Annotated in this window: 24 protein-coding genes and 1 pseudogene; 19 read left to right on the plus strand and 6 right to left on the minus strand. The window is 67.1% G+C overall.

The features are described from left to right. The first annotated feature begins 80 nt into the window (after positions 1–80). From AB0F51_RS26815 to AB0F51_RS26845, 7 genes are all read left to right on the plus strand, one after another. On the plus strand, positions 81–689 hold the full coding sequence (locus AB0F51_RS26815) for a TetR/AcrR family transcriptional regulator (RefSeq protein ID WP_360284355.1): 609 nt from the start codon (positions 81–83) through the stop codon (positions 687–689). A 75-nt stretch (positions 690–764) separates the two neighbouring features. Then, complete coding sequence (gene panB, locus AB0F51_RS26820) at positions 765–1,607, plus strand: 3-methyl-2-oxobutanoate hydroxymethyltransferase (RefSeq protein WP_360284356.1); 843 nt, start codon at positions 765–767, stop codon at positions 1,605–1,607. 26 nt (positions 1,608–1,633) lie between these two features. Further along, a complete protein-coding gene (locus AB0F51_RS26825) occupies positions 1,634–2,578 on the plus strand; it encodes an NAD(P)/FAD-dependent oxidoreductase (RefSeq protein ID WP_360284358.1) in 945 nt (314 codons plus the stop codon). A gap of 163 nt (positions 2,579–2,741) precedes the next feature. Then, a complete protein-coding gene (gene rox, locus AB0F51_RS26830; protein WP_360284360.1) occupies positions 2,742–4,157 on the plus strand; it encodes a rifampin monooxygenase in 1,416 nt (471 codons plus the stop codon). Between the two features lie 87 nt (positions 4,158–4,244). Further along, positions 4,245–4,823 carry a dihydrofolate reductase family protein gene (locus tag AB0F51_RS26835; RefSeq protein ID WP_360284362.1) on the plus strand — a complete coding sequence of 193 codons (579 nt, stop codon included), beginning with the start codon at positions 4,245–4,247 and terminating at the stop codon, positions 4,821–4,823. A 95-nt stretch (positions 4,824–4,918) separates the two neighbouring features. Further along, on the plus strand, positions 4,919–6,490 hold the full coding sequence (locus AB0F51_RS26840; protein ID WP_360284364.1) for a hypothetical protein: 1,572 nt from the start codon (positions 4,919–4,921) through the stop codon (positions 6,488–6,490). Beyond that, positions 6,477–7,652 carry a hypothetical protein gene (locus AB0F51_RS26845; protein WP_360284365.1) on the plus strand — a complete coding sequence of 392 codons (1,176 nt, stop codon included), beginning with the start codon at positions 6,477–6,479 and terminating at the stop codon, positions 7,650–7,652. Before AB0F51_RS26840 ends, AB0F51_RS26845 begins: the two co-directional genes overlap by 14 nt. 54 nt (positions 7,653–7,706) lie before the next feature. On the opposite strand, the gene AB0F51_RS26850 is transcribed toward AB0F51_RS26845, so the two are convergent. From AB0F51_RS26850 to AB0F51_RS26860, 3 genes are all read right to left on the minus strand, one after another. After that, positions 7,707–8,591 carry a GNAT family N-acetyltransferase gene (locus AB0F51_RS26850; RefSeq protein WP_360284366.1) on the minus strand — a complete coding sequence of 295 codons (885 nt, stop codon included), beginning with the start codon at positions 8,589–8,591 and terminating at the stop codon, positions 7,707–7,709. Between the two features lie 134 nt (positions 8,592–8,725). Further along, on the minus strand, positions 8,726–9,088 hold the full coding sequence (locus AB0F51_RS26855) for a DUF6042 family protein (RefSeq protein WP_360284368.1): 363 nt from the start codon (positions 9,086–9,088) through the stop codon (positions 8,726–8,728). Then, positions 9,055–9,660 carry a hypothetical protein gene (locus AB0F51_RS26860; RefSeq protein ID WP_360284370.1) on the minus strand — a complete coding sequence of 202 codons (606 nt, stop codon included), beginning with the start codon at positions 9,658–9,660 and terminating at the stop codon, positions 9,055–9,057. Before AB0F51_RS26860 ends, AB0F51_RS26855 begins: the two co-directional genes overlap by 34 nt. Positions 9,661–9,790: 130 nt before the next feature. Between AB0F51_RS26860 and AB0F51_RS26865 the strand changes: the two genes are divergently transcribed. The 10 genes and pseudogenes from AB0F51_RS26865 (at position 9,791) to AB0F51_RS26910 (ending at position 17,321) form a co-directional block, all read left to right on the plus strand. Beyond that, complete coding sequence (locus tag AB0F51_RS26865) at positions 9,791–10,384, plus strand: PadR family transcriptional regulator (RefSeq protein ID WP_360284371.1); 594 nt, start codon at positions 9,791–9,793, stop codon at positions 10,382–10,384. A gap of 104 nt (positions 10,385–10,488) precedes the next feature. Further along, complete coding sequence (locus AB0F51_RS26870; protein WP_360284373.1) at positions 10,489–11,454, plus strand: ATP-binding cassette domain-containing protein; 966 nt, start codon at positions 10,489–10,491, stop codon at positions 11,452–11,454. Further along, positions 11,451–12,296 (plus strand): ABC transporter permease, encoded by an 846-nt coding sequence (locus AB0F51_RS26875; protein ID WP_360284375.1) that lies wholly within the window; start codon positions 11,451–11,453, stop codon positions 12,294–12,296. Before AB0F51_RS26870 ends, AB0F51_RS26875 begins: the two co-directional genes overlap by 4 nt. Before the next feature lie 103 nt (positions 12,297–12,399). Further along, on the plus strand, positions 12,400–12,822 hold the full coding sequence (locus tag AB0F51_RS26880) for a DoxX family protein (protein WP_360284376.1): 423 nt from the start codon (positions 12,400–12,402) through the stop codon (positions 12,820–12,822). Positions 12,823–12,870: 48 nt separating this feature from the next. Beyond that, positions 12,871–13,683: an alpha/beta fold hydrolase gene (locus tag AB0F51_RS26885; protein ID WP_360284377.1), complete on the plus strand. Its 813-nt coding sequence runs from the start codon at positions 12,871–12,873 to the stop codon at positions 13,681–13,683. Between the two features lie 128 nt (positions 13,684–13,811). Next, positions 13,812–13,997, plus strand: coding sequence for a hypothetical protein (locus tag AB0F51_RS26890; RefSeq protein ID WP_360284379.1), 186 nt, complete (start codon positions 13,812–13,814; stop codon positions 13,995–13,997). Positions 13,998–14,100: 103 nt separating this feature from the next. Beyond that, positions 14,101–15,776, plus strand: a pseudogene (istA, locus tag AB0F51_RS26895) (IS21 family transposase). Then, on the plus strand, positions 15,773–16,552 hold the full coding sequence (gene istB, locus AB0F51_RS26900) for an IS21-like element helper ATPase IstB (RefSeq protein WP_360284380.1): 780 nt from the start codon (positions 15,773–15,775) through the stop codon (positions 16,550–16,552). Before istA ends, istB begins: the two are co-directional and overlap by 4 nt. Positions 16,553–16,879: 327 nt before the next feature. After that, positions 16,880–17,050, plus strand: coding sequence for a DUF899 family protein (locus AB0F51_RS26905; protein WP_360284382.1), 171 nt, complete (start codon positions 16,880–16,882; stop codon positions 17,048–17,050). Positions 17,051–17,069: 19 nt separating this feature from the next. Then, positions 17,070–17,321 (plus strand): DUF899 family protein, encoded by a 252-nt coding sequence (locus AB0F51_RS26910; RefSeq protein WP_360284383.1) that lies wholly within the window; start codon positions 17,070–17,072, stop codon positions 17,319–17,321. Positions 17,322–17,369: 48 nt separating this feature from the next. Here the strand turns inward: AB0F51_RS26910 and AB0F51_RS26915 are convergent, their stop codons facing one another. Beyond that, a complete protein-coding gene (locus tag AB0F51_RS26915) occupies positions 17,370–18,356 on the minus strand; it encodes a hypothetical protein (protein WP_360284384.1) in 987 nt (328 codons plus the stop codon). A 581-nt stretch (positions 18,357–18,937) separates the two neighbouring features. On the opposite strand from AB0F51_RS26915, the gene AB0F51_RS26920 reads away from it, so the two are divergent. Then, entirely contained in the window at positions 18,938–19,414 is a 477-nt protein-coding gene (locus tag AB0F51_RS26920; protein WP_360284386.1) for a hypothetical protein, read from the plus strand. Positions 19,415–19,466: 52 nt separating this feature from the next. Here the strand turns inward: AB0F51_RS26920 and AB0F51_RS26925 are convergent, their stop codons facing one another. Next, positions 19,467–19,970 carry a DUF2199 domain-containing protein gene (locus AB0F51_RS26925; RefSeq protein WP_360284387.1) on the minus strand — a complete coding sequence of 168 codons (504 nt, stop codon included), beginning with the start codon at positions 19,968–19,970 and terminating at the stop codon, positions 19,467–19,469. A gap of 536 nt (positions 19,971–20,506) precedes the next feature. Next, positions 20,507–20,896, minus strand: coding sequence for a RidA family protein (locus AB0F51_RS26930; protein ID WP_360284388.1), 390 nt, complete (start codon positions 20,894–20,896; stop codon positions 20,507–20,509). A gap of 72 nt (positions 20,897–20,968) precedes the next feature. On the opposite strand from AB0F51_RS26930, the gene AB0F51_RS26935 reads away from it, so the two are divergent. After that, on the plus strand, positions 20,969–21,862 hold the full coding sequence (locus tag AB0F51_RS26935) for a LysR family transcriptional regulator (RefSeq protein ID WP_360284390.1): 894 nt from the start codon (positions 20,969–20,971) through the stop codon (positions 21,860–21,862). The last annotated feature ends 155 nt before the right edge of the window (positions 21,863–22,017 follow it).

Below are 22,017 nucleotides of genomic sequence, written 5' to 3' on the forward strand. Positions count from 1 at the left end.
ATCACCGTCCACTCGGTACGAGAAGCTGGTCTGGTGTTCCATCCGCTTACCTTGACTCGCGAAGGTAAGATTCCTGGTCTATGGCGACCACTCGTATTCGCAGAGCCCCCGAGGAGGCTCGTCGGGCGATTCTGCAGGCGGCGGAGGAGTTGCTCGTCGAAGGCGGGCTCGACGCCGTCAGTGTCCGCGCGGTGGCCAAGCGGATCGGGATGACCGACGCGGGCGTCGCGCACCATTTCGGTAGCCGCCAGGATCTCCTCGTCGCGCTCCTCCGGCATGGCGGCCGGCAGATCCGCGCCGCGGTCGAGGAGGCGGTCGCCGACTGGGCCGACAGCCAGGCCGATATCAACGCGTTGATCCGGACCATCGCCCGCGTCTACGACCAGGGGTACGCCGAACTCGCCGTCGCGCTGCACGCGGCAGGCTGGGAAGACCCGGGCGCGGGATTCCTGGAGCCGGTCGTCCAGATCCTGCACGACACCCGGACCCGCACTGGGCGCCCGGGCCCACTGGCCGACACTCGCCTGGCCGTGGCCGCACTCCACCAGGCACTCGCACTAGACGCCGTCTACGGCGCCGCTTTCCGGCGCAGCGCGGGAATCAGCCAGTCCACAGCACAACGCCCCGGCCCTCAACGCACCTGGTGGGCCAACACCCTCCGCACCACCCTCGGCCTACCGGAGGACTGAACCCCGACCCGGACCAGAGAACCGGCAGCCACTCGCTACCTTGACAGCTCAAGGTAGCGAGCCGAGAGTAGTCGCATGACCCTCTCACCTGTGATGACTCGTCCTGCCTGGCCGACCGATCGGCGGATCACGATTCGCGACCTGCACGCCGCGACCGACCGCGGCGAGAAGTGGTCGATGCTCACCAGCTACGACACCCAGACCGCGGGCCTGATGGAACGGGCCGGTGTTCGCGCGATTCTGGTCGGCGACACGAGCGGCATGACAGTGCTCGGCCACACCGACACGATCGCCGTCACCATGGACCAGCTGATCCCGATGGTGCAGGCCGTGGTGCGCGGTACCGAAACCGCCTTGATCGTGGCCGATCTGCTCTTCGGCAGCTACCAGGCCGGACCCAAACAAGCCCTGGCCAACGCTGTCAGGCACCTCAAGGAAGGCGGGGCGCAGGCCGTCAAGCTCGAGGGCGGTGGCCGCATCCGCAAGCAGGTACGCAGCCTGGTCGATGCCGGTATCCCCGTCATGGGTCACCTCGGTCTGACGCCCCAGAGCGTCCACGTGCTCGGCGGCGTACGTCGCGTGCAAGGCCGCGGCGAAGCGGGTGAACAGCTCCTGGAGGACGCGCTGGCGCTCGAAGCCGCGGGAGCTTTCGCGATCGTCCTCGAGTCCGTCCCTGCTGAACTCGGTCAACGCGTGACCAAAGAACTTCGCATCCCGACGGTCGGCATCGGCGCCGGACCGCACTGCGATGCTCAGATCATGGTCTGGCAGGACCTGGCCGGCCTGACGCCCGGGCGCCTGCCGAAGTTCGTCAAGAAGTACGCCGATCTCGACAAGGTCCTCGGCGAGGCCTTCGCCCGCTACTCCAGCGACGTCGCCGACGGCCGCTACCCCGACGACGACCACAGCTACCTATGACCTCGAAAGATGGGAGGAACTCCCAGGTGAGCAGGTACGACGTGGTTGTGGTCGGTGCCGGCGCCGCGGGGCTGAGCGGGGCGCTGGCCCTGGTGCGGTCTCGCCGGTCGGTACTGGTGATCGACGACGGCCGGCCGCGGAACGCCCCGGCCGGCCACGTGCACAACTTCCTGACCCGGGACGGAGCGCCGCCGAGCGAGATCAACGCCATCGGCCGCGCCGAGGTCGCCGGGTACGGCGGTCAATTCGCGACCGGCACGGTGACAGCGATCCGGCGCGATGAGGTGTTCACGGTCGAACTGGCCGACGGTACGGCGTACCAGGCCCGGCGGATCCTCGTCACGAGCGGTCTCACCGACGTGTTGCCGGAGGTGTCCGGTCTGGCCGAGCGGTGGGGCAAGGACGTGTTGCACTGCCCGTACTGCCACGGCTGGGAGGTGCGTGACCAAGCGATCGGCGTGCTGGCAATCAGTCCGCTAGCCAGCCATCAGGCACAGCTGTTCCGGCAGTTGAGTGATGACGTCACTTTGTTCCTGCACACCGCTCCGGAGCTGACCGCCGAGCAGCGCGAAGAGCTCACGGCCCGTCAGATCGCCGTCGTACAGGGCAGGGTCGAGCAGGTCGAGATACGGGACGGGAAGCTCACCGGTGTGCGCTTGGAGAATGGCAAGTTCCTCCCGCTCGAGGTGCTGGCGGTCCAGCCCATACTGCGAGCCAAGGCGACCTTCCTGACCGAGCTCGGGCTCGAGGTGTCCGCTCAGGAGGTGAGGGGAGTCGGGTACGGCGATGCGCTCGCGGTCGACGTCCAGGGCCAGACCGCAGTACCGGGAGTCTTTGCCGCCGGCAACGTCACCGACCCGATGGCGCAGGTCGTCCACGCCGCCGGCGCGGGATTGCAGGCCGGCGCGGCGATCAACGGAGATCTGATCGCGGAAGACACCCGCTCGGCCCTCGCCTCACGGGGCAGCTGAGGATAAACAGCAATGGCAAGGAGTAGTGAACTCCTTGCCATACCCAAGTTATAGCGCGGGGGTGGGCTTGCCGCAAGCCCCGGGTGTTGCTGGAGAATCACGGTCGCAGGCTGAAACCCCAGCAAATGCAGGGTTTTGGCGAGAATCGACTCGGGGGTTTTCGATGGTTGACGTGATCATTGCCGGTGCCGGACCGACCGGTGTGATGCTCGGCAGCGAATTGCGGCTGCACGGCGTCCAGGTGCTGGTGGTGGAAAGGGAGCTGGAGCCGACGCCGATTGCCCGCTCGCTCGGTTTGCATGCCCGCAGCATCGAAGTGATGGACCAGCGTGGTTTGCTCGAACGCTTTCTGGCGGTCAGCAAGAAGCTGCCGGTCGGTGGTTTCGCCGGGATCAGCAAGCCGCAGGCACTCGACACCGCACACGGGTACCTCCTCGGCGTACCGCAGACGGTCACCGACCGGCTGCTCACGGAGCACGCCGTCGAGGTCGGAGTCGAGATCCGCCGAGGCTGCGAACTGGTCGGCCTGAGCCAGGACGACGACGGGGTGACGGTGGAGTTGGCGGACGGCACGCGCCTGCGTTCGCAGTACCTGGTCGGTTGCGACGGCGGCCGCAGTACGGTCCGGAAGTTGCTCGGTGTCGGCTTCCCCGGCGAACCGAGCAAGGTCGAGACGCTGCTCGGCGAGATGAAACTGACCGCTTCGCCCGAGACGCTGGCTTCCGTCATGGCCGAGGTTCACAAGACGCAGGTGCGGTTCGGCGCGATGCCTCTCGGCGATGGGTTCTACCGCGTGGTCGCGCCGGCCGAAGGGGTCGCCGACGAGCGGGTCCCGCCGACCCTCGACGAGATCAAGCAGCAGTTGCGGCGGGTCGGCGGTACCGACTTCGGCGTGCACTCGCCGCGCTGGCTATCCCGCTTCGGCGACGCGACCCGCTTGGTGGAGCGGTATCGCACCGGCCGGGTGCTGCTGGCCGGCGACGCGGCGCACATCCACCCGCCGGTCGGCGGGCAAGGGCTCAACCTCGGCATCCAGGACGCGTTCAACCTCGGCTGGAAACTGGCTGCGTCGGTCAACGGCTGGGCGCCTGATGACTTGCTGGACAGCTATCACATCGAACGCCATCCGGTGGCCGCCGACGTGCTGATCAACACCCGGGCGGGGATGCAACTGATGTCCACCGATCCGGGCGCGCAGGCTGTACGCCGACTGCTGACGGAGCTGATGGACTTCGACGAGGTCAACCGCTACCTGGTCGAGAAGGTCAACGGTCTCGGCATTCGCTACGACTTCGGCGACGGCCACGAACTCCTCGGCCGCCGGCTGCGAGACGTGCAACTGAAGCGCGGCCGTCTCTTCAGCCTGATGCACACCGGCCGCGGCCTGCTCCTCGACCAGACCGGTCAGCTTTCGGCGGCGGGCTGGGAAGACCGGGTCGACCACGTTGTCGAGGTCAGCGACGAACTCGACCTCCCCGCGCTACTGCTCCGTCCCGACGGCCACGTTGCCTGGGTCGGCGACAACCAGCACGCCCTTGGCGAGCCCCTCTCCCGCTGGTTCGGTACTGCGACCAACTGAGTCGCAAGAGCAACCGGCATCGGACCGATGTCAAACGGCGGCGGTCGGCTCCGACTCCTCGGTGACAGCTACCAAGGAGGCAATCTCATGCGCAAGATCATCTACTGGGTTCACACCTCGGTGGACGGCTTCATCGACGGCCCGGACGGAGAGTTCGACTGGCCGGTGATGGGCCCCGGACTGTCGGCGTACAGCGAAGGCCTGGACAAGGGCGTGGACACGCTGCTGTTCGGGCGCCCGGTCTGGGAAATGATGGTCGGCTTCTGGCCGAACGCCGAGTCGATCACCGATGACCCGCACACGGCCGCGTTCGCACCGTTCTGGCGGGCGACACCGAAGATCGTGTTCTCCCGCAGCTACGAGGGCGACGACTGGACCAGCCGGGTCATCAGCGACGACCTGGCCGGCGAAGTCGCCGCGCTCAAGGCTCAGCCGGGCGGCACCATGCTGCTCACCGGCGGCGCGACGCTGGCCGCCGAACTGACCGAACTCGGTCTCATCGACGAGTACCACATCGCAGTACACCCGGTAGTTCTCGGCGGCGGACGCCCGCTGTTCGCGAACCCGGAGCACCGGCACAACCTCCGGCTCGTCGGCTCCCAGATCCAGGACGGCCAGGTCGTAGTGTCGCAGTACCGGCTCGTCCCTCCGCCCACGACGACCTGACGCGCTTGGCCATAGCCTTCTGAAGGGTTTCTGAAGGTGGCTTCGCACACTCCAGAACAGGGGCATTTCAGTCGCTGTCAATGGGGGGATCGGTCATGCAAAAACCACGTCGGCTGGTAGGGGTTGCCGTTGCGGCGGCCCTGCTCGCCACCACGTTCGGCCTCGCGGCACCCGCCGCGGGGCAGACCACGGGCGGTACGGCGGCCACGGCTGCCAGTTATCCGTTCCCGCTGCCGGACTTCAGCCATCCGGACAGTCCACACGCGCCGCAGTTCAGGAAACACCAACTGCCACCGATGCTGGTGGTCTCCGGCCGGTTCGACGACCTGACCAACCTCAGTGAGTCCGGCACCGAGGACAAGTTCTTCCCGATCTTCACCTTCGGCAACGTCAGCGACTACTACCTGCAGAACGGGCTGGGCGTCCTCGTCCCGGTGCCGGAGACGTACGGCCAGCGCGACAACGGCGTCGTCATGGTCGAACTCGGCAAATCGGCCGGCTGGTTCACCCAGGACGTCGGCGTACGGCGGCGGACGATGCTCGACCTGGCCGACCCGTTCGTCGACTTCGCCCGGTTCGACACCAACAACAACGGCCGGATCGAGAACTCCGAGCTGGTGGTGGTCACGCTGGTGACCTCGCCGGATCCCACCTACTCCTGCGGGCAGACGGCTGCTGTCGGCCCCGGCCGCGCGCTGGACGGCAAGACGATCGCCTTCACCACTGCGGATGGCGGCTCGCTGACCAACAACCTGACCTTCGCGCACGAGGTCGCCCACCAGACCTTCGACCTGGCCGACCACTACGGCTTCGGCGTCGGATCGTGGGACCTCGCGGGGCCGACCTGTGCCGGGCCGAACAACCCCATCTGGCAGGCGCCGAACGCGTGGCACCGGATGCATATCGGTGACGACAAGCCGACCGTCATCACCAAGGACCGGTACGTCACGCTGCTGCCGACCGATATGTCGCCGTACGGGTCGTATCTGCTGTACGACCCCGACCGCGGGACCGACGACTACTTCATGATCGAGGCGCGCCGGCCGGTCGCGGGCACCTACGACCAGAACGTGCCGGACGACGGTCTGATGGTCTGGCGGGTCGACGAGCGGAACGTCCGCAGCGGTCTCGAGCACGTCCGGGGCGTCGAGATGATCCGGCCGGACGGCATGCGGACGCCGGGATGTATCGACCAGGACGTGGACGGCCGGACCGACGAGGATCCGGTGAACGGCCGCGACGACGACGGGGACGGCCGGACCGATGAGGACAACGGCCCGGATCGCGACGGTGACGGCCGGACCGACGAGGACCCGGTCAACAAGATGGACGATGACGGCGACGGGGCGGTCGACGAGGACCCCCAGCAGGAGGATCGCGCCTGCTACGGCGGAAGCGACACCGACGCCTGGAACGCGTTCGACGCCAGGACGCCGCAGCGGGAGATGACGGCAGCCTGGGCGGACGGTACGCCGGCCAAGGTGGCGGTCAGGGCGATCGGCCACACCTTCGCTGTGCCGGCCCGGGCGATGGTGCGGGCATTCGTCGACGTCCGCGGCCCCGGCATCCTGGTCGACGCAGGCCGAACCGAATGGCGATTCGCCGCACCCGACGCTGACGGCCGGCAGCACCACCACCTTCTCGTTCGCGGTGATGAACACCGGTGAGGCGACCGACACCTTCGAGTTCACCGAACTGGTTCCGGACGGCTGGACGGCGACCACGCAACGGATGACCCTGACGGCCGGTCAGCGAGCCACCGCGACCATCACCGTCACGGCCGGTACGGACGAACTCGTGGGTGAACGGCACACCCTGATCGCCCGCGGGCGCAGTACGACGGACTCCTCGGTCGTGACGGAGTATCCGTTCCTGGTCGACATGAACCGGCCGTCGGCGATCACCTACACGGGCGACAGCACGGTCGACCACTCGGATCCCGCCCGGTTAGCGGCTCGCGTCACGGACAAGTTCAGCGGAACGCCGTTGGCCGGGCACAAGGTGGTCTTCAGCCATGCCGACTGGTTCGTCGAGGCGACGACCGGTGCGGACGGAGTAGCCACCGCATCCTGGCCGGCCGACCTCGCGCCGGGGGCGTACACCTTCGCGATGTCTGCTGGCGCGAAGGACGGCTATACGGCCAGTACCGGCACCTTCCCGATCACCGTCGAGCCGGAGAGCGCGACCCTGGCGATCACCAGTCCGACCATCTACGCGGACGACTCGGGGCAGGCGTTGACCGTCAAGGTGACCGAGGAAGCTGATGGCTCGTCCGCTGATCTCAGCCGCGCCACGGTCCAGGTGCAACTGCGCTCGGCTCTGAGCGGTGAGGTCCGCAACTACAGCGCGACAGCCGACACGAATGGGATCGCCACAGTCGGGGTGGATGCACCTGCCGGCCTCTGGTCCGCGACGGTCGGCGTGACCGGCGGCTACTTCACCGCACCGCCGATCCAGGCCGAGCTGGTGGTGTACGACCCCGACGGAGAGGTCACCGGAGCCGCGGCAGCACCTGACAGCACGGGACGAAACGTCGTACTGACCGTGGCGGCCCGGTACGCCGACAACGCCCCAACCGGCGCGGTCACCATGACCGCCGGCCGCCAAACCTTCAACGGTACGGCGCTGCGCTGGCTGGTCGTCTCGGGCACGTCGGCCGTCTTCGAGGTCAACGGCACACTGGACAACCAACCGGCCACGTTGCGCGCGACAGTGCACACCGATGGCGACAGGGACCGCTTCTCAATCAAGGTGACCAGCGCAACCACCACCTACACCAGCGGCGACCTGACCGCGCGAACCAGCGCTCTCACCGTCCACACCTCGTAGCGAACAAGTACCACCCCCAGGACACGCCCTGGGGGTGGTACTCCTGATCTACGTCTAGGCGGCGGGGAGGACGCGGCGCCAGCCGTCGAAGATGACGGTGGGCTTCATGCCGACGGACAGGTACAGGCCGAGGGCCGGGGTCGGGTTGTTCGTGTCGACGTGCAGGATCGTGCCCACCCGGCCGGCGGCGGCATCGACGGCGAAGGCGTCGCGCAGGAGGTACTTCGCGAGCCCACGCCCGCGGAACTCCTCGACCACGCCAAGCATGCCGATGAGACCGCAGTTTTCCGACTCGACGTAACTGTCGCTGCAGACGCGGACCGCGACCGTCCGCCCGTCCACCTCGAGCAACGTCAGCTGAGACCAGTCGAAGATGGGAACATCCTCGAGCCCCTCGACCCACTCGTCCCGTGGCGTTTCGACCCAGCCGAACTGACCGGTGAAGCACTCGGTGATGGCCGCGTGAGCCGCTGACCGGGTGACCTCGTCGAAGGCGCCGCGGCGGACCAGTACGCCGGCGGGCTCGTCCGGAGCAGCAACCGGGCCGGTGTGGTCGATGCGCATCCGGTGGTACGTCGTACCGGTGGCGAAGTCATGGTCGGCCAACTGCGTCCGGAGTACCTCATCAGCCCGGTACACGAACAGATCGGCGGTGACCTGTTCGTGGCCCCGCTCGCGCCCCATCTCCCGCGCGCGCTCCACCGTCCGATCCACCAGCCAGCCGGCGACCTCCGGGTACTGCGACGTCACCTCGACGTCGATCATCCGCCAGTCACCCACCCCCCGCGCGGTCGCATACCCAGCCGGCCGCCCGTCATCCCCAACCACAAGCCACCCGTCGGTGGCCGGGTCAAAACCAGGCCTGCCGATGCAGTAGGCCACTTCCTCCAACGTGGTGTCAGCAAACCCAACCACCGCCGAGTTATAGGCGGCAATCATCCCAAACAACGCCTCAGCATCACCCAACTCCGGCGCCCGAACGCTAAACCCACCCGGCAGTCCCACCATGGTCCTCATGCCTCAGAGTGCGCCCGCCCACCCCACAACGGAAGGCCCAGCGCCGCGCCCGACGGCTAACTGCCGGCGGTGAGGCTGATCCGACCGTCGGGGTGCCGGTCGACTCGGAGCAGTTTCCGGCGTTCGGCGTATTCGAGTGCCCCCTGTACGTCGTACTCGCCGGCGAGCGTCCGCGCCGCGAGCTCCGCAACGGTCTGCTCGCCGCCACCCCACGACGCAACCGAGACCAGGTCGGCCGCGAATCCAGTGAACTGCTGGACCGCCTGCACCGCCTTGAGAGACCGAACCACGTCGCCCGGAAGCCGAAGGACCTCCTGCGCCAGCGGCGGCCGGTCGACCCGGCGGTACCGCTCGCCGCCGAACGTCAGCATCCCCAGGGCCACCATCAACGGAAGCACCTCGCGTCGCGCAGCGGGCACAGCCAACCCGACCTGCGCGGAGATCTCGCCGAGAGTCGGCCAGCCCGGTCGTGGGTCGGACAAGAACGGCGGATCGTCGAGCCACCTCCCGCCCCGCGTGTGTTCGAGTCCCACTGCCGCAGCTCGTCCACACTCATCCCGTCCACGCCGCCGTTCCAGCGGACCATGTCGGCGACGTCGTTCACGTCGTACGGAAGCAGCGAACTCCAGCCCGGGTTGAGCTGTCCGACCGGCGCCGTCATCCGGCGGAGCCAGCGCGGTGCCTCCACGACGTCGACCGGCCAGAAATCCAGCTGCCACAAGTCGCTCGGCTCCAACTCGTCCTCATCCCCCGGCAGTTCACCGCTCACCGACAACGCCCGGTGCGCGACCCGCACCCGGTACGACCCCGGCGCACCAAGACGCACCTGCTCCTCCCCAGCCCCCATTGTGATCGTGGTCAGCCCGACTGCCCCCGTCGTACTCCGATACGGGATCTCGACCAGGTCGTCCCACTCCCCCGCGGTTGACGGCTCGGCCGAGTCAGCCTGAATCCGTACGACGCACGGCCCGTTGGCTTTGGAGGTCTCCACCAGCACCGTTTGTAGGTCAGTGCTGACACCACCCGGACCAGGAGGGCACCTTAGTGTTGGTGGGAGTTGACAACACCCTGGCGGGCGCGCAAGCGGAGCGAGTCCGAGCAGATTGAGCGGAGGTGGGCGCATGTCGGCGACGAAGCTCCTGGTACTCGGTGTCGTGCACCTCTCCGGCGGCGCGCATGGCTACCAGGTGCGGTCCGAACTGCAGAGCTGGGGTGTGGAGAGTTGGGCCAAGATCAAGTCCGGCTCGATTTATCACGCGCTGAAGAAGGCGGCGGCTGATGGCCTCCTCACCGAACACGCCGAGCCGGGCAACTCCGGGCCGGAGCGCGTTCTGTACCGCGCGACAGCTCGGGGACGTGACGAGATAGTCGAACTGGTCCGCGACGGTCTGCGGCGCACCCACGATTCGGCCATGCTCAACGCGTCCATCGCCATGTTGCCCATGCTCACCAGGACAGATGCCATCGCGCACGTTAACGAGCGGGTCGCGCGCCTGGAAGCGGAGCTCGTAGTGCAGGCCAAGTGGCGGGAGCACCCCAATCGGGACACCCCCGAGCACGTCCGCGATCAGGCCGAACTGTGGGCGGGACACGCACGCACCGAACTGGAGTGGGCGAAGAGGCTGAGCAAACGACTGTCTGAGGGCGCCTACACCATGGCCGATGATCCGGGTTCGTGGCGAACGGTCTCCGATCATCTCAAGATGCGCTTCTAACCAAACTTGACTAGACGTTCCTCCTCGTGCACTCTGGCCAAGTAGCCAAACTTGACTAGTGCTCAACCAATCCGTTCGCAACACCGAGAGAAGGAATCGAACCCATGGGAAAGCTCGCGATCGAGACGAGAGGGTTGAAGAAGAGCTTCGGCAAGACCCACGCGGTCGCCGGTGTGGACCTGGCCGTGAGCGCCGGGGGCGTGTACGGCGTGCTCGGTCCGAACGGGGCGGGCAAGACCACCACGATCCGCATGCTGGCCACGCTCCTGCGCCCCGACGCCGGAGAGGCGCAAGTGCTCGGCTACGACGTCGTGCGTGACGCCCAGGCGGTGCGGAGCAGGGTGGGCCTTACCGGGCAGTTCGCGTCGGTCGACGAGGACCTCACCGGGGTGGAGAACCTGTTGCTGCTCGCCAGGCTGCTCGGCTACTCACGCCGCCGAGGCAGGGAGCGGGCGACCGACCTGCTCGACGCGTTCGGCCTTGCCGAGGCGGCCGATCGGCAGGTGAAGAAGTACTCCGGTGGGATGCGCCGGCGCATCGACATCGCGGCGAGCCTGGTCGTCACCCCCGAACTGATCTTCCTCGACGAGCCCACGACCGGGCTCGACCCGCGCAGCAGGAACCAGGTCTGGGAGATCGTCAGGGGCATGGTCGCCGAGGGCGCCACCGTGTTGCTGACCACGCAGTACCTCGACGAGGCCGACCAGCTGGCTGACCGGATAGCGGTGATCGACCACGGGAAGGTGGTCGCCGAGGGCTCGAGCGGCGAGCTCAAGGCATCGGTCGGCGCCGGCTCGCTGCACGTACGGCTACGTGCGCCCGAGCAGCGGGCCGAGGCAGAGCGGGTCCTCGCCGGCGTCCTCGAGGTGCCGGCCGAGCCGTCCGCTGATCCGGCCGCGCTGTCCGCGCGGATCTCCGACCCCGAGCGGGTCGCCCGTTCCCTGGCCGAGCTGTCCCGCAGCGGCATCGACGTCACCGAGTTCGCGCTCGGTCAGCCGAGCCTGGACGAGGTGTTCCTCGCCCTGACCGGACACGCCGCCGAGGAGACACCCGAGGAGGATGCCGCATGAATGCCACGACCACGGAGCAGGCGTCGGCGCCGGTCACCGAGGACGCGCTGCGCAGGGTGCTGTCGGCCGGCGAGCGCCCGCCCCGACCCGGTCCGGTGAGCACCTCGTTGACATTCGGCTGGCGCGCTTTGCTGAAGATCAAACACGTCCCGGAGCAGCTCGTCGACGTGACCATGTTCCCGATCATGTTCACGCTGATGTTCACCTACCTGTTCGGTGGCGCGCTCGCCGGGTCGACTCAGGAGTACCTGCAGTTCCTGCTGCCGGGCATCCTGGTGCAGGCGAACGTCATGATCACCATGAACACTGGTATTACGCTGAACACCGACATTCAAAAGGGCGTGTTCGACAGGTTCAGGTCGCTCCCGGTGTGGCGACCGTCGCCGCTGGTCGGCGCCCTGCTCGGCGATCTGGTGCGCTACTCGATCGGGTCGGCGATCGTCATCATGCTCGGCCTGGTCCTAGGGTTCCGGCCGGAGGGTGGCGCCGTCGGCGTGGTGCTCTCGGTGGTGCTGCTGCTGGTGTTCTCGTTCTGCCTGTCGTGGCTGTGGACGATGCTCAGCCTGATCCTGCGCACGCCGAACTCGGTGGCGGGAGTCAGCATGATGGTGATGTTCCCGCTCACGTTCGTGAGCAACATCTTCGTGGACCCGAAGACGATGCCCGGATGGCTTCAGGCGGTCGTCGAGGTCAACCCGATCACCCACCTGGCGACCGTGGTACGCGGCCTGATGGACGGCTCGGTCCCGGCCGGGGAAATCGGCTGGGTGCTCGTCTCGTCCGTACTTCTCGTCGCGGTGTTCGGTCCCATCACCATGGTCCTCTACCGCAACAAGAAGTAGATGCCGCTACCGCGAGCACTTGGTCGAAATCAACTCCGACAACCCGGCCCACTCGGCCAACGCCATCACCGGTACCAGGCCCGGACACGACAAGGAGAGCCGAATGAGCACCATCCCCAAGAACAACTCGGAAACCGTTGCGCACACGCCCGGGCGGGCGATCAGCTTCGGGGTTTGGATTCTGCAAGTCGCGCTGGCGGCGATCATCGCCGGCGGCGGAATCTCGAAGCTCGCCGGCGACCCGGTCATGGTGGACATGTTCGCCGACATCGGGGCTGGCCAGTGGCTCCGGTACCTGGTCGGAGCGCTGGAGGTCGCGGGAGGGGTTGGACTTCTGATCCCGGCTCTGGCGGGCCTGGCCAGTCTCGGGTTGGCGGCATTGCTGACCGGTGCTGTCATCACCGATCAGTTCGTGCTCGAGCAGAGCCCTTGGCTGGCGCTCGCCCTTCTCGTCGTGGCGGCCGTGATCGCAAGGGCGCGGTGGTCGCGCACCGAGGCCGTCGTCGGCACGCTGCTCAGGCGCTGAGACAAACCTCTCGAACGGAGATGTGAGATGAACGAGATGGCCTTTCGCGTGACATCAAACGATGGCACCACCATCGCCTACGACCGGAAGGGAAGCGGCCCGGCTGTCGTCCTGGTAGGCGGCGCACAGGACGACGGAGCCGAGAACGCTCCCTTGGTACCTGCTCTCGCCGAGCACTTCACGGTTTACAACTATGCCCGTCGGGGACGCGGCGCGAGCGGCTTCACCGAGCCCTACGCCGTGGAAAGGGAGATCGAGGACCTGGATGCGTTGATCGCGGAGGCGGGCGGCTCGGCGCACCTGTTCGGGGCGTCCTCTGGTGGCGCTCTGGCGCTGGAAGCCGCCGCGGCCGGGTCAGCCATCGACACGATCGCCGTGTGGGAGGTGCCCTACGCGGTCGGGGACGACATACGCCCGCGATTCGAGGAGTACGTCGCAGACACCCGACGCGCCTTCGACGCCGGGCGAGACGAGGAGGTTCTCGAACTGTTCATGCGCATGACCGGCGCCTCCGACGACAACATCGCGGCCAGGAAAGCGGCAGGCAAGCAGACGGCGCATTGGGCGGATTCGGTCGCCCTCGCGCCCACGCTGGTCCACGACAGCCTCTTCCTCAACCGCTACCAGTTGCCGGCCGATCGACTGGCAACGGTCACCCAACCGGTCCTGGTCACCACCGGAGGACCGATCACGGTCCCCTACATGGCAGGCCTGCCCTCGGACTTCTTCGACCGCGCAGCCGACGAGCTTGCAGACCTCCTACCCCACGCTCAACGGGAGACCCTCGAGGGGCCGGATCACGTCGTCGACCCGCAGATCGTCGGCCCGCTGTTGCTACGGTTCTTCAGCAGCGAACACTGAGGGGCCCGCGAGGTGTTGCGGGAAGACCGATTAGGCGCGCAAGCAGATCTTCGTCGCGCCAGGGACACGGGCGGACAGGTGGTGTCGAGGTTGATGTCGTCGGCGGCATCACAGGCCTGATCCAGGGCGTGCTCGTCACCAACGTCTTCGTCACCACGCAAGGCCGGGCCGTCGTACTGACCTGGGCTTCAGTGGGACTCGGCCTGGCCTACTCGCTGCTCATCGGCTCCGTCGTCGCTCGTACCCCGCACTCCGGGCCGACTCAGTACCGCCCACCGAAGTCCTGCGCAGCACATGACCAGGCACCTCGGTAGGGCCAGTGATTCCGGGCTGTGGTCGCATGCGGTCGCCGTTCCCGGGCGGTGGCCCGGTGCCGAAAGTCGTGCCCACGGCGTGCTCACGTCAGGAGTGCCACCGATGACGCAGCCGCGTTCCCGGGTCGACCTGTACGCGGCGATCCGACGGGATGCCCGATCTGGGATGTCCAACCGCGCGCTGCAGCGCAAGCACGGCGTCGGCTTCCGAACCGTGACAGCGGCGCTGGAATCTGCATGGCCGAAGGAGAGAACGCAACCGCCCACACGCGGCTCCCGGCTTGACGCGTACCGAGTGGTGATCGACGACTGGCTGCGCTCGGACCTCGACGCGCCGCGGAAGCAGCGACACATGGCGAAGCGGATCTTCGATCGACTGCTTGACGAACATTACGGGGCCGGGGTGGTGTCGTACTGGATGGTCCGCGAGTACGTCGCCACCCGACGCCGTGAGATTCGCGTCGAGGTCGGACGGGAACCTGCCAACGCGTTCATCCCGCAAGAGCACCTCCCGGGCCGCGAGGCCGAGGTTGACTTCGGCGACGTCGCCATCCGCCTGCGCGGCGAGCTCGTAATCTGCGCGCAGTTCAGCCTTCGGCTCTCCTACTCTGGCAAGGCCGTGCACAGGGTCAGTGCCTCGGCTGGGCAGGAAGCCTTCTTCGAGGGTCACGTCCACGCCTTCAACGTGCTCGGCGGGGTGCCGACCGGGAGGATCCGCGACGACAACCTCAAGGCCGCCGTCGCGAGCGTGATCGGGTTCTCCCGCCAGCGGGTCGAGGCCGACAGGTGGACCGCCGTCCGTTCCCACTACGGCATCGAAGCCTTCTATTGCCAGCCCGGAGTCCAAGGTGCGCACGAGAAGGGCGGCGTCGAGGGGCAGATCGGCTGGTTCCGACGCAACCACCTCGTCCCTATCCCCGAGGTCGACTCCCTAGACGAGCTCAACGCTATGGTCGACGCCTGGGACGAAGCCGACGATGCCCGGCGGATCGGGTCCTGCGCCCGCACGGTCGGGGAACACTTCGCCACCGAGCAGCCACTCCTCGCGCCCCTTCCGACCGAGCCGTTCGAGACCGGCCGCTGGTTCACCCCGCGCGTGGACCGGTACGCCCAGGTCACGGTCCGGATGAACAAGTACTCCGTGCCCGCGCGCATGGTCGGCCGTCAAGCCGGGGTGCTCCTGAACGCCACCGACCTGGTCGTGTTCGACGCAGGACCGAGATCGCCCGCCACGAACGGCTCATGACCAAGGGCTCGACCCGGGTCGACCTGGACCACTATCTCGAGGTCCTCCTCCGCAAACCGGGCGCGCTACCCGGTGCGACAGCGCTGGAGCAGGCCAGGGCATCCGGGCGGTTCACGCCCGTTCACGACGCCTGGTGGGCCGCGGCGTGCAAGGCCCACGGTGACGCCGACGGCACCCGTGCCCTCATCGAGGTCCTGATGCTGCACCGGCACCTTCCACACGACCACGTCGTCGCCGGACTCGCGACGGCGCTGCGTGCAGGCGCGCTCACCGCGGACGCTGTCGCGTTGGAAGCGCGCAAGTACAACGACACAGCAGACGGCGGAGCCGACGACACGACAGCGGACCACCAGTCCCTGATGAGCGGCGACAGGGCACGCGGAGAAGGCGAGATCCCTGCCGTGCGATCGCTGACCGAGCGCCGGCTCCGCGCCCACATCCCGGCCGACACTCGGCCGCTGCCGAGCGTGGAGAAGTACGACCAGCTGTTGGCCAGCCGACGTGACACCCCGAACGAAGGAGCCGCACCGTGACGACCAAGCGCCGTGGAATGACCGAAGAAGCAGCCGACGCCGCGATCGACCAAGCGTGCCGGATGCTGCGAATGCCCACCATCCGCAACTCCTTCACCGACTACGCCGACCGGGCAGGGCGTGAGCAGATGTCTTACCGCGGGTTCCTCGCCGAACTATTGCTTGCCGAGTGCGACGATCGCGCCCGACGCCGGTCCGAACGCCGGATCAAGGCCGCCAACTTCCCCCGCGAGAAGTCCCTGCGGGCCTTCGACTTCGACGCCAACCCCAACATCGATCCCGCCGTGATCCACACCCTCGCCAAGTGCGAATGGGTCCAGAAGGGACAGCCGCTGTGTCTGATCGGGGACTCCGGCACCGGCAAGTCCCATCTGCTGATCGCACTCGGCACCGAGGCCGCCATGGCCGGCTACCGGGTCAAGTACACCCTGGCGACCCAGCTTGCCAACGAGCTCGTCGAGGCCGCCGACGAGATGACGCTGGCGAAGACCATCGCCCGCTACGGCCGCGTCGACCTGCTGTGCATCGACGAACTCGGCTACATGCAACTCGACCGCCGCGGCGCGGAACTCCTCTTCCAGGTCCTCACCGAGCGTGAGGAGAAGGCCTCGGTCGCGATCGCGTCCAATGACTCCTTCGGCGGCTGGACCAACACCTTCACTGACCCCCGGCTATGCGCAGCCATCGTCGACCGACTCACCTTCGGCGGCACCATCCTCGAGACCGGCACCGACTCCTACCGTCTGGCCCAAGCCACAAAGCAGCGGACAACCTGACACCCGTCGGGAGCGGAAGCGGTGTCGACGCAAACCAACATCCGCGGCACCGACACGTGCCCGGCGGTGTCAGAACTCGCCAACAAGCGGTGTCGGACGAAACCTCCGCAGCCAGCCCGTCGCCGGCACCCGCGTAGAGCCAGCCGTCGCCGGTCCGCACGACCGTCCCGCACGGATGAGCATCATCGCCGTCGGGCCAGTGACCCCCGTCGCTGTCGCGCACCACCAGCAAGCCGAAGTCCGGCATGTAGTCGTCCTCGTCGAACCGCCCCAGACCAGTCATCCGCGCACGCTAGTGCACCCCCAGGCCGCCGGCCGCAGCTGGTGATGCACCACTTCATGTTCGGCCCGGACTGGGACCAGGGCTGCTCGAGTTGTTCCTCCGCCACCGACGGGATCGGCAGGCTGCGCCAACTGCACGTCCGCAACACCACACTCGTGGCCGTGTCGCGGGCGCCGTACGCGAAACTCGCGGCGTACCGCGAGCGGATGGGTTGACCTTCCCCTGGTACTCCTCTTGCGGCAGCGACTTCAACTACGACTTCCACACCACCCTCGACGACCGGGGCGCGCCGGTGCTCCAGTACTTTTCCACACCTACTCCACCTTCGGTCGCGGCATCGAAGAGTTCCACAACGGCTACCACTACCTGGACCTCACCGCCCTCGGCCGCCAGGAGGAGTGGGAGGAACCATCCGGCCGCGCAACTCCCCTTGGCCTACAGGTCGGCGGTCCGGCGATGCGCGTTCCCGACGAATACGACAGCTGATTGCAGTTCCACTGCATGACCTGCGTCTTCACGGCGGTGGGTGCGGTACTACGCGCCGCGGGATGGTGTCAGGTCCAAGGGTGGGTACGGCGAGTCCTGGAGGCCGAGGTTGCGCCAGACGAAGCGGGGGATGCGGGACAGGAAGCCGCGGAGGAAGTGGGAGCTGTGGCCGATCACTTCCTGGCTGTGGACGTCGACCTCGAACCAGGCCCAGTCGTCCACACACTCGAAGGTGGCCGGCGGGTTCGCCATCAGGTACTCCATCTGGCGCGGGTGGATCACGTCGTACGCGTACTTCGTGTCGTCGGCATGCACCGCGAACTGGTCGTTGAACGCACCGCTCTCGAAGCTGATGCCCCGCCCGATCCCGCGCAGCCCGACCTTCAAGTACGGCATTCGGGCAGGCAACTGAAACCCGAGGATCGTCTCGCTGTGGTTCTCGACCACGGTCCGCGTCTGACTGCGGCCTTCGCTGTCGGTGTAGCTCTCGGTACGGCGCGTCTTCCACTCGTGCACGAACGCGACGAATGGCGGCCCGTCGCCGTCACGACCCCGGATCACGTCCTTGGTGCCGTGGTCATAACCCGACCGTTTCACCGGCGTCGTCTCCAGCAGGCTGTCGTCCTCACCGACCCAGTACCAATCCGGATGCTGGTAGAACCTCATCCGCAGCGGCGGCTCGGGCTGGACCCAGCTGTCTATCGCCGCTGCGTCGATCGCCCCGGCTACGGTGGCGAGCTGCTCCAGCCAGGGAGCAAGGATCTCGGCGTCCTTGCGCGGTGGATCCAGTACGACCAATTGGTCACCGTCGATCCCGAGATTCAGATCGGGATGTACCGCGGCCATTGCCTTCAGCTGCTCACAAACCTGCGTGGTCAATACCTCCGCGGCGTACGCCGGATCGAGCGCACCGATCCGCCAGCCCGAACCCAGCTGAGCCGGAACCGCCACCTTGCTCGCAACCACGCCGTACCGCAACTGCGCCTGCCCAGCCATGACCCAGAGCTCAGGCAACCGCCGAGACAGCGTGACCATCCCGACCCACCCTTTCCAGTTCTCAGCGCCGTACTCAATCACCTGGAACGCCCGACCCGACTTGGTCAGCCCGCTGATCCGGTCATCAGGATCCCGCCGGAAACCAAGCCCGAACGGCGGATTCCCAAGCCCCGCCACAACATCCAACGACGGACTACCGTCAAAGGCCCACCCCCGCTCCCGCAACGACCGCACATACCGCTGGCGCCGCACAATCACGGCCACCCCAATACCGACCCCCACCACAGCCAGCACCAGGAATAACACTCCGGTCGAATCCACACTTACTCCTCACGCCGCAGCGCCCCGATTGCCCCGCCACCAAACCCATTCGACGCCAAGAACCCAACCAGAGTTCCGTCGATCCAGGGCCTCAGTCAGCCCGGCCACTTCATCACCCGCCTCGCCGGCCGACCCGGTCGGGATTGTCGCGATCGGACACTCGGGCTTGACCGGTGCAGGCTCCGATCCAAGCCGTCCTCGCCAGGCGGCCCCCGAAAACTTTTGGGCGACAGGTACCTCCCCAGCGGTCCACAGCATCTACCAGCGGTTGGTGGCCGCCCGACCCGCCACCGAGGGGCATGTCGCCAACACCGCCGAAACGGCGCACTCGCGTCCGCGCTGCCGGCGCAGGCGCGACGGGCGCCGCGGTCGCCGAGCCACTGAAGGCTGTCAGTACGGCGTCCCCCAACTCCCGCATCCTCGTGGTCGGCCAACTCGTCCGACCAAGCCCGTCGTTCGTCGAGATACTCGTCGCTCAGGACCCGGCCATGCGGGAACGCCTCACTGGAACCGGGGAATGCGACTTCTACGCGCCTGACGGACGACTCGCCAAGGAGCACTTCGACACCCTGACGTCCATCATCGAGGGCTACGAGGCCGAGCAAGCCAGGGTTTGCGCCACGGTACCGAACTGCCGCACTGACAACGGCGTACGTGCCGCGTATGCCGACCGCCTGGAGAACTTCTCCAGCGACTGGAGCCACTTGAACGTGCACGGCCAGGCCACCGCCGCAAAGCTCATCTGGCCGGTCGCCGCCGCACAACTGAAGTTGTGACCCGGCTCAGATGCGGGGCGCGCTAGGGAGCTTCAATCAGTCGTATCGTGCGTCAGTTCAATGGATGGAGGGCCGCTTCGACGATCTGCTGGAGACGACCCTGGCTGATGCCGTGGTGTTGTTCGAGGGCGAGCGGGTGGCCGGTCGGCTCCAGCTCAATCCACGGACGCTCACCGACGGGCCGGCTGTGCAACATGGTCTTCAGGTTGAGGGTGGACGGTTCGTAGTCCAGCGCGCTCGACAGCCAACCGAAGTACGGATCGTCGTCCTCACGCCCCGGCGAGTCCCAGCGATCGGAGACATGCTGGAAGCTCTCCTCACTGAGCGACACCCAGACCCCCCACACGAACGGCTCAGCCAGCCCCACCACCGGCAGCTCGATCAGACCGCGCACAAAGAAGTGCTCACCATTGATCACACATTGATCAGAGCTGAGTTCACTCCGAGCCATGTCAACCAACTCGGACCCCCAGTACACCGGCGCCTCAACATGAAAGGCCATCGGCAACTCCGAATGGTGCTCCCCACAGCATGAACAGATGAATCCCTCGGTCATACGAGGGGACCCTAGTAGACCGACAAACTCGACCACGCCCGGGCACAACTCAAGACCGCAAGGCGCGAAACGCCACAACAAGACCACACGCTTGATCGGCCGACCCGCCTCGCGCGCCTGACCCGTCGCAACCAACCCAGGACAGGAGCGGCGGCGGCTGGCGATGCGATCGCATCAAGCACTGATGACAGGCGGGTCACCGAAACTGGCCAGCAACCGCTACATCACCGACAGGCTGACGCGTGTTAGAGAACTGCAACAACCTGCAGCTCTGCAACGGTTTGTCCGCCAATCTGGAGCCGACGGAAACCAGCAATTCCTCGACCGACGCCGCAACCAAGGACCGGCCGAGAAGTAGCAGATCCCCTCCAGCATCGAGTCGATCGACTTCGCCGAACACGTCGACAAGCGCAACGTCGAGGTCGGATCCTGCGGACGCCCCTGCCCGCAACTCGCGGCACACGGAAGTATCGGCGGCCTAGCGATCGGGATAGTGCCCTTCGCCTACAGCGCTACCGCAGCGGACCACAGGCCGGTCAAGCGGCGGACCGTCGGGCGTAGACCTCGATCTCGATCTTCATCCGGAGATCGGCCAACCCGCACACCAGCATCGTGGCTGCCGGCCGGACCTCGCCGAAGGCACGGCGCAGACTCGGCCAGCACGACTCGAAGTCGTTCCGGTCGGGCAGCAGGTACCGCACCCGGACGACATCGGAGAACGTGCACTCCGCCTCGGCCAGCGCGGCCTTGATGTTGCGCAGGCACTGCTCGGTCTGCTCGATGACGTCCTCGGAGATCGTCATCTCGGCGTAGTCGAACCCGGTGGTGCCGGAGACGTGCACCCAGTCGCCGTCGACCACGGCGCGGGCGTACCCGATCTGTTCCTCGAACACTGAGCCGCTGAGGATTGCGCGTCGTTCTGTCACGCCTTGGACAGTAGGTGATGGCCGCTGATATGCCCAATACAAATGTGGGCATCATCTGATATCTCTGATGATATGGAACGCCCGGAACTCGCGTCGAGCCAGCTGCACGCGTTCGTCGTCCTCGCCGAAGAACTCCACTTCGGCCGGGCCGCGGCGAGGTTGGGTATCGCCCAGCCGCCATTGAGCCAGCAGATCCGTCGCCTCGAGGACAAGGTCGGGCACAGCCTGTTCCACCGGGGTCCCGGGCGAATCGCGCTCACCCCGGCCGGGCAGGAGCTGCTGCCCGCCGCGCGGCAGGCCCTCGCCCAACTCGCGGACGGGCTCATCGCGGCCCGAGCCGCCGGCAGCGGAAGCGCCGGACGCCTGCGGATCGGCTTTGCCGCATCGGTAGCGCTGACCGTCCTACCCAGTTTGCTCCGGACGTTCCGGGAGCGGTTCCCCCACGTTGCCGTCGACATCCGTGAGATGACGACCGCGCCACAACTCGAGGCACTGCAGAACAAGACCATCGACATCGGCCTGTTGCGCGAGCCTCCGGCCGACGACCCGGAACTCCTTTTCAGCACCGTACTGACGGAGCCATTCGTCGCCGTTCTGCCGTCAGCTCATCCTCTCGCCGCCCAGCGAACCGTCGGGGTGGACCAACTGGCCGGTCTGCCGTTCGTGCTGCCGCCTCGCGTGCTCGGACCGCAACTTCACGATCAGATCGTCGATCTGTGTCGGTCTGCAGGCTTCGAGCCCCAGGTGGTCCAGCACGCGGTGGAGTGGCAAACCACCTGCGCCCTGGTGGAAGCCGGCCTGGGAATCTCCCTCGCCCCCGCCAGCATCCGCCGCCTACGCCTTCAAGGAGTAGCTTTCCGCCGCACCACCCCGGCCGACGTACGAACCCGAGTCGCCGTCGCCTGGCGCCGCACCGACACGAACCCCTTGGTCAAAAACCTCCTCACCACCCTCGCGCAAATCTGACCCTCGGATACACCGCCACGCGCTGACAAAGTTTGGCGATACCGGCACCCCCGCCGATCGGGAGCGCCAGAAGATCTCCGAGACGTACTTCGCTTTTGCACCGGTGCAGATGGGAGCTCGTGTCTTACTTCAGCCTCCTTCATCGCGCCCGCTGG

The organism is Kribbella sp. NPDC023855 (assembly GCF_040639475.1).
Taxonomy (GTDB): Bacteria; Actinomycetota; Actinomycetes; order Propionibacteriales; family Kribbellaceae; genus Kribbella.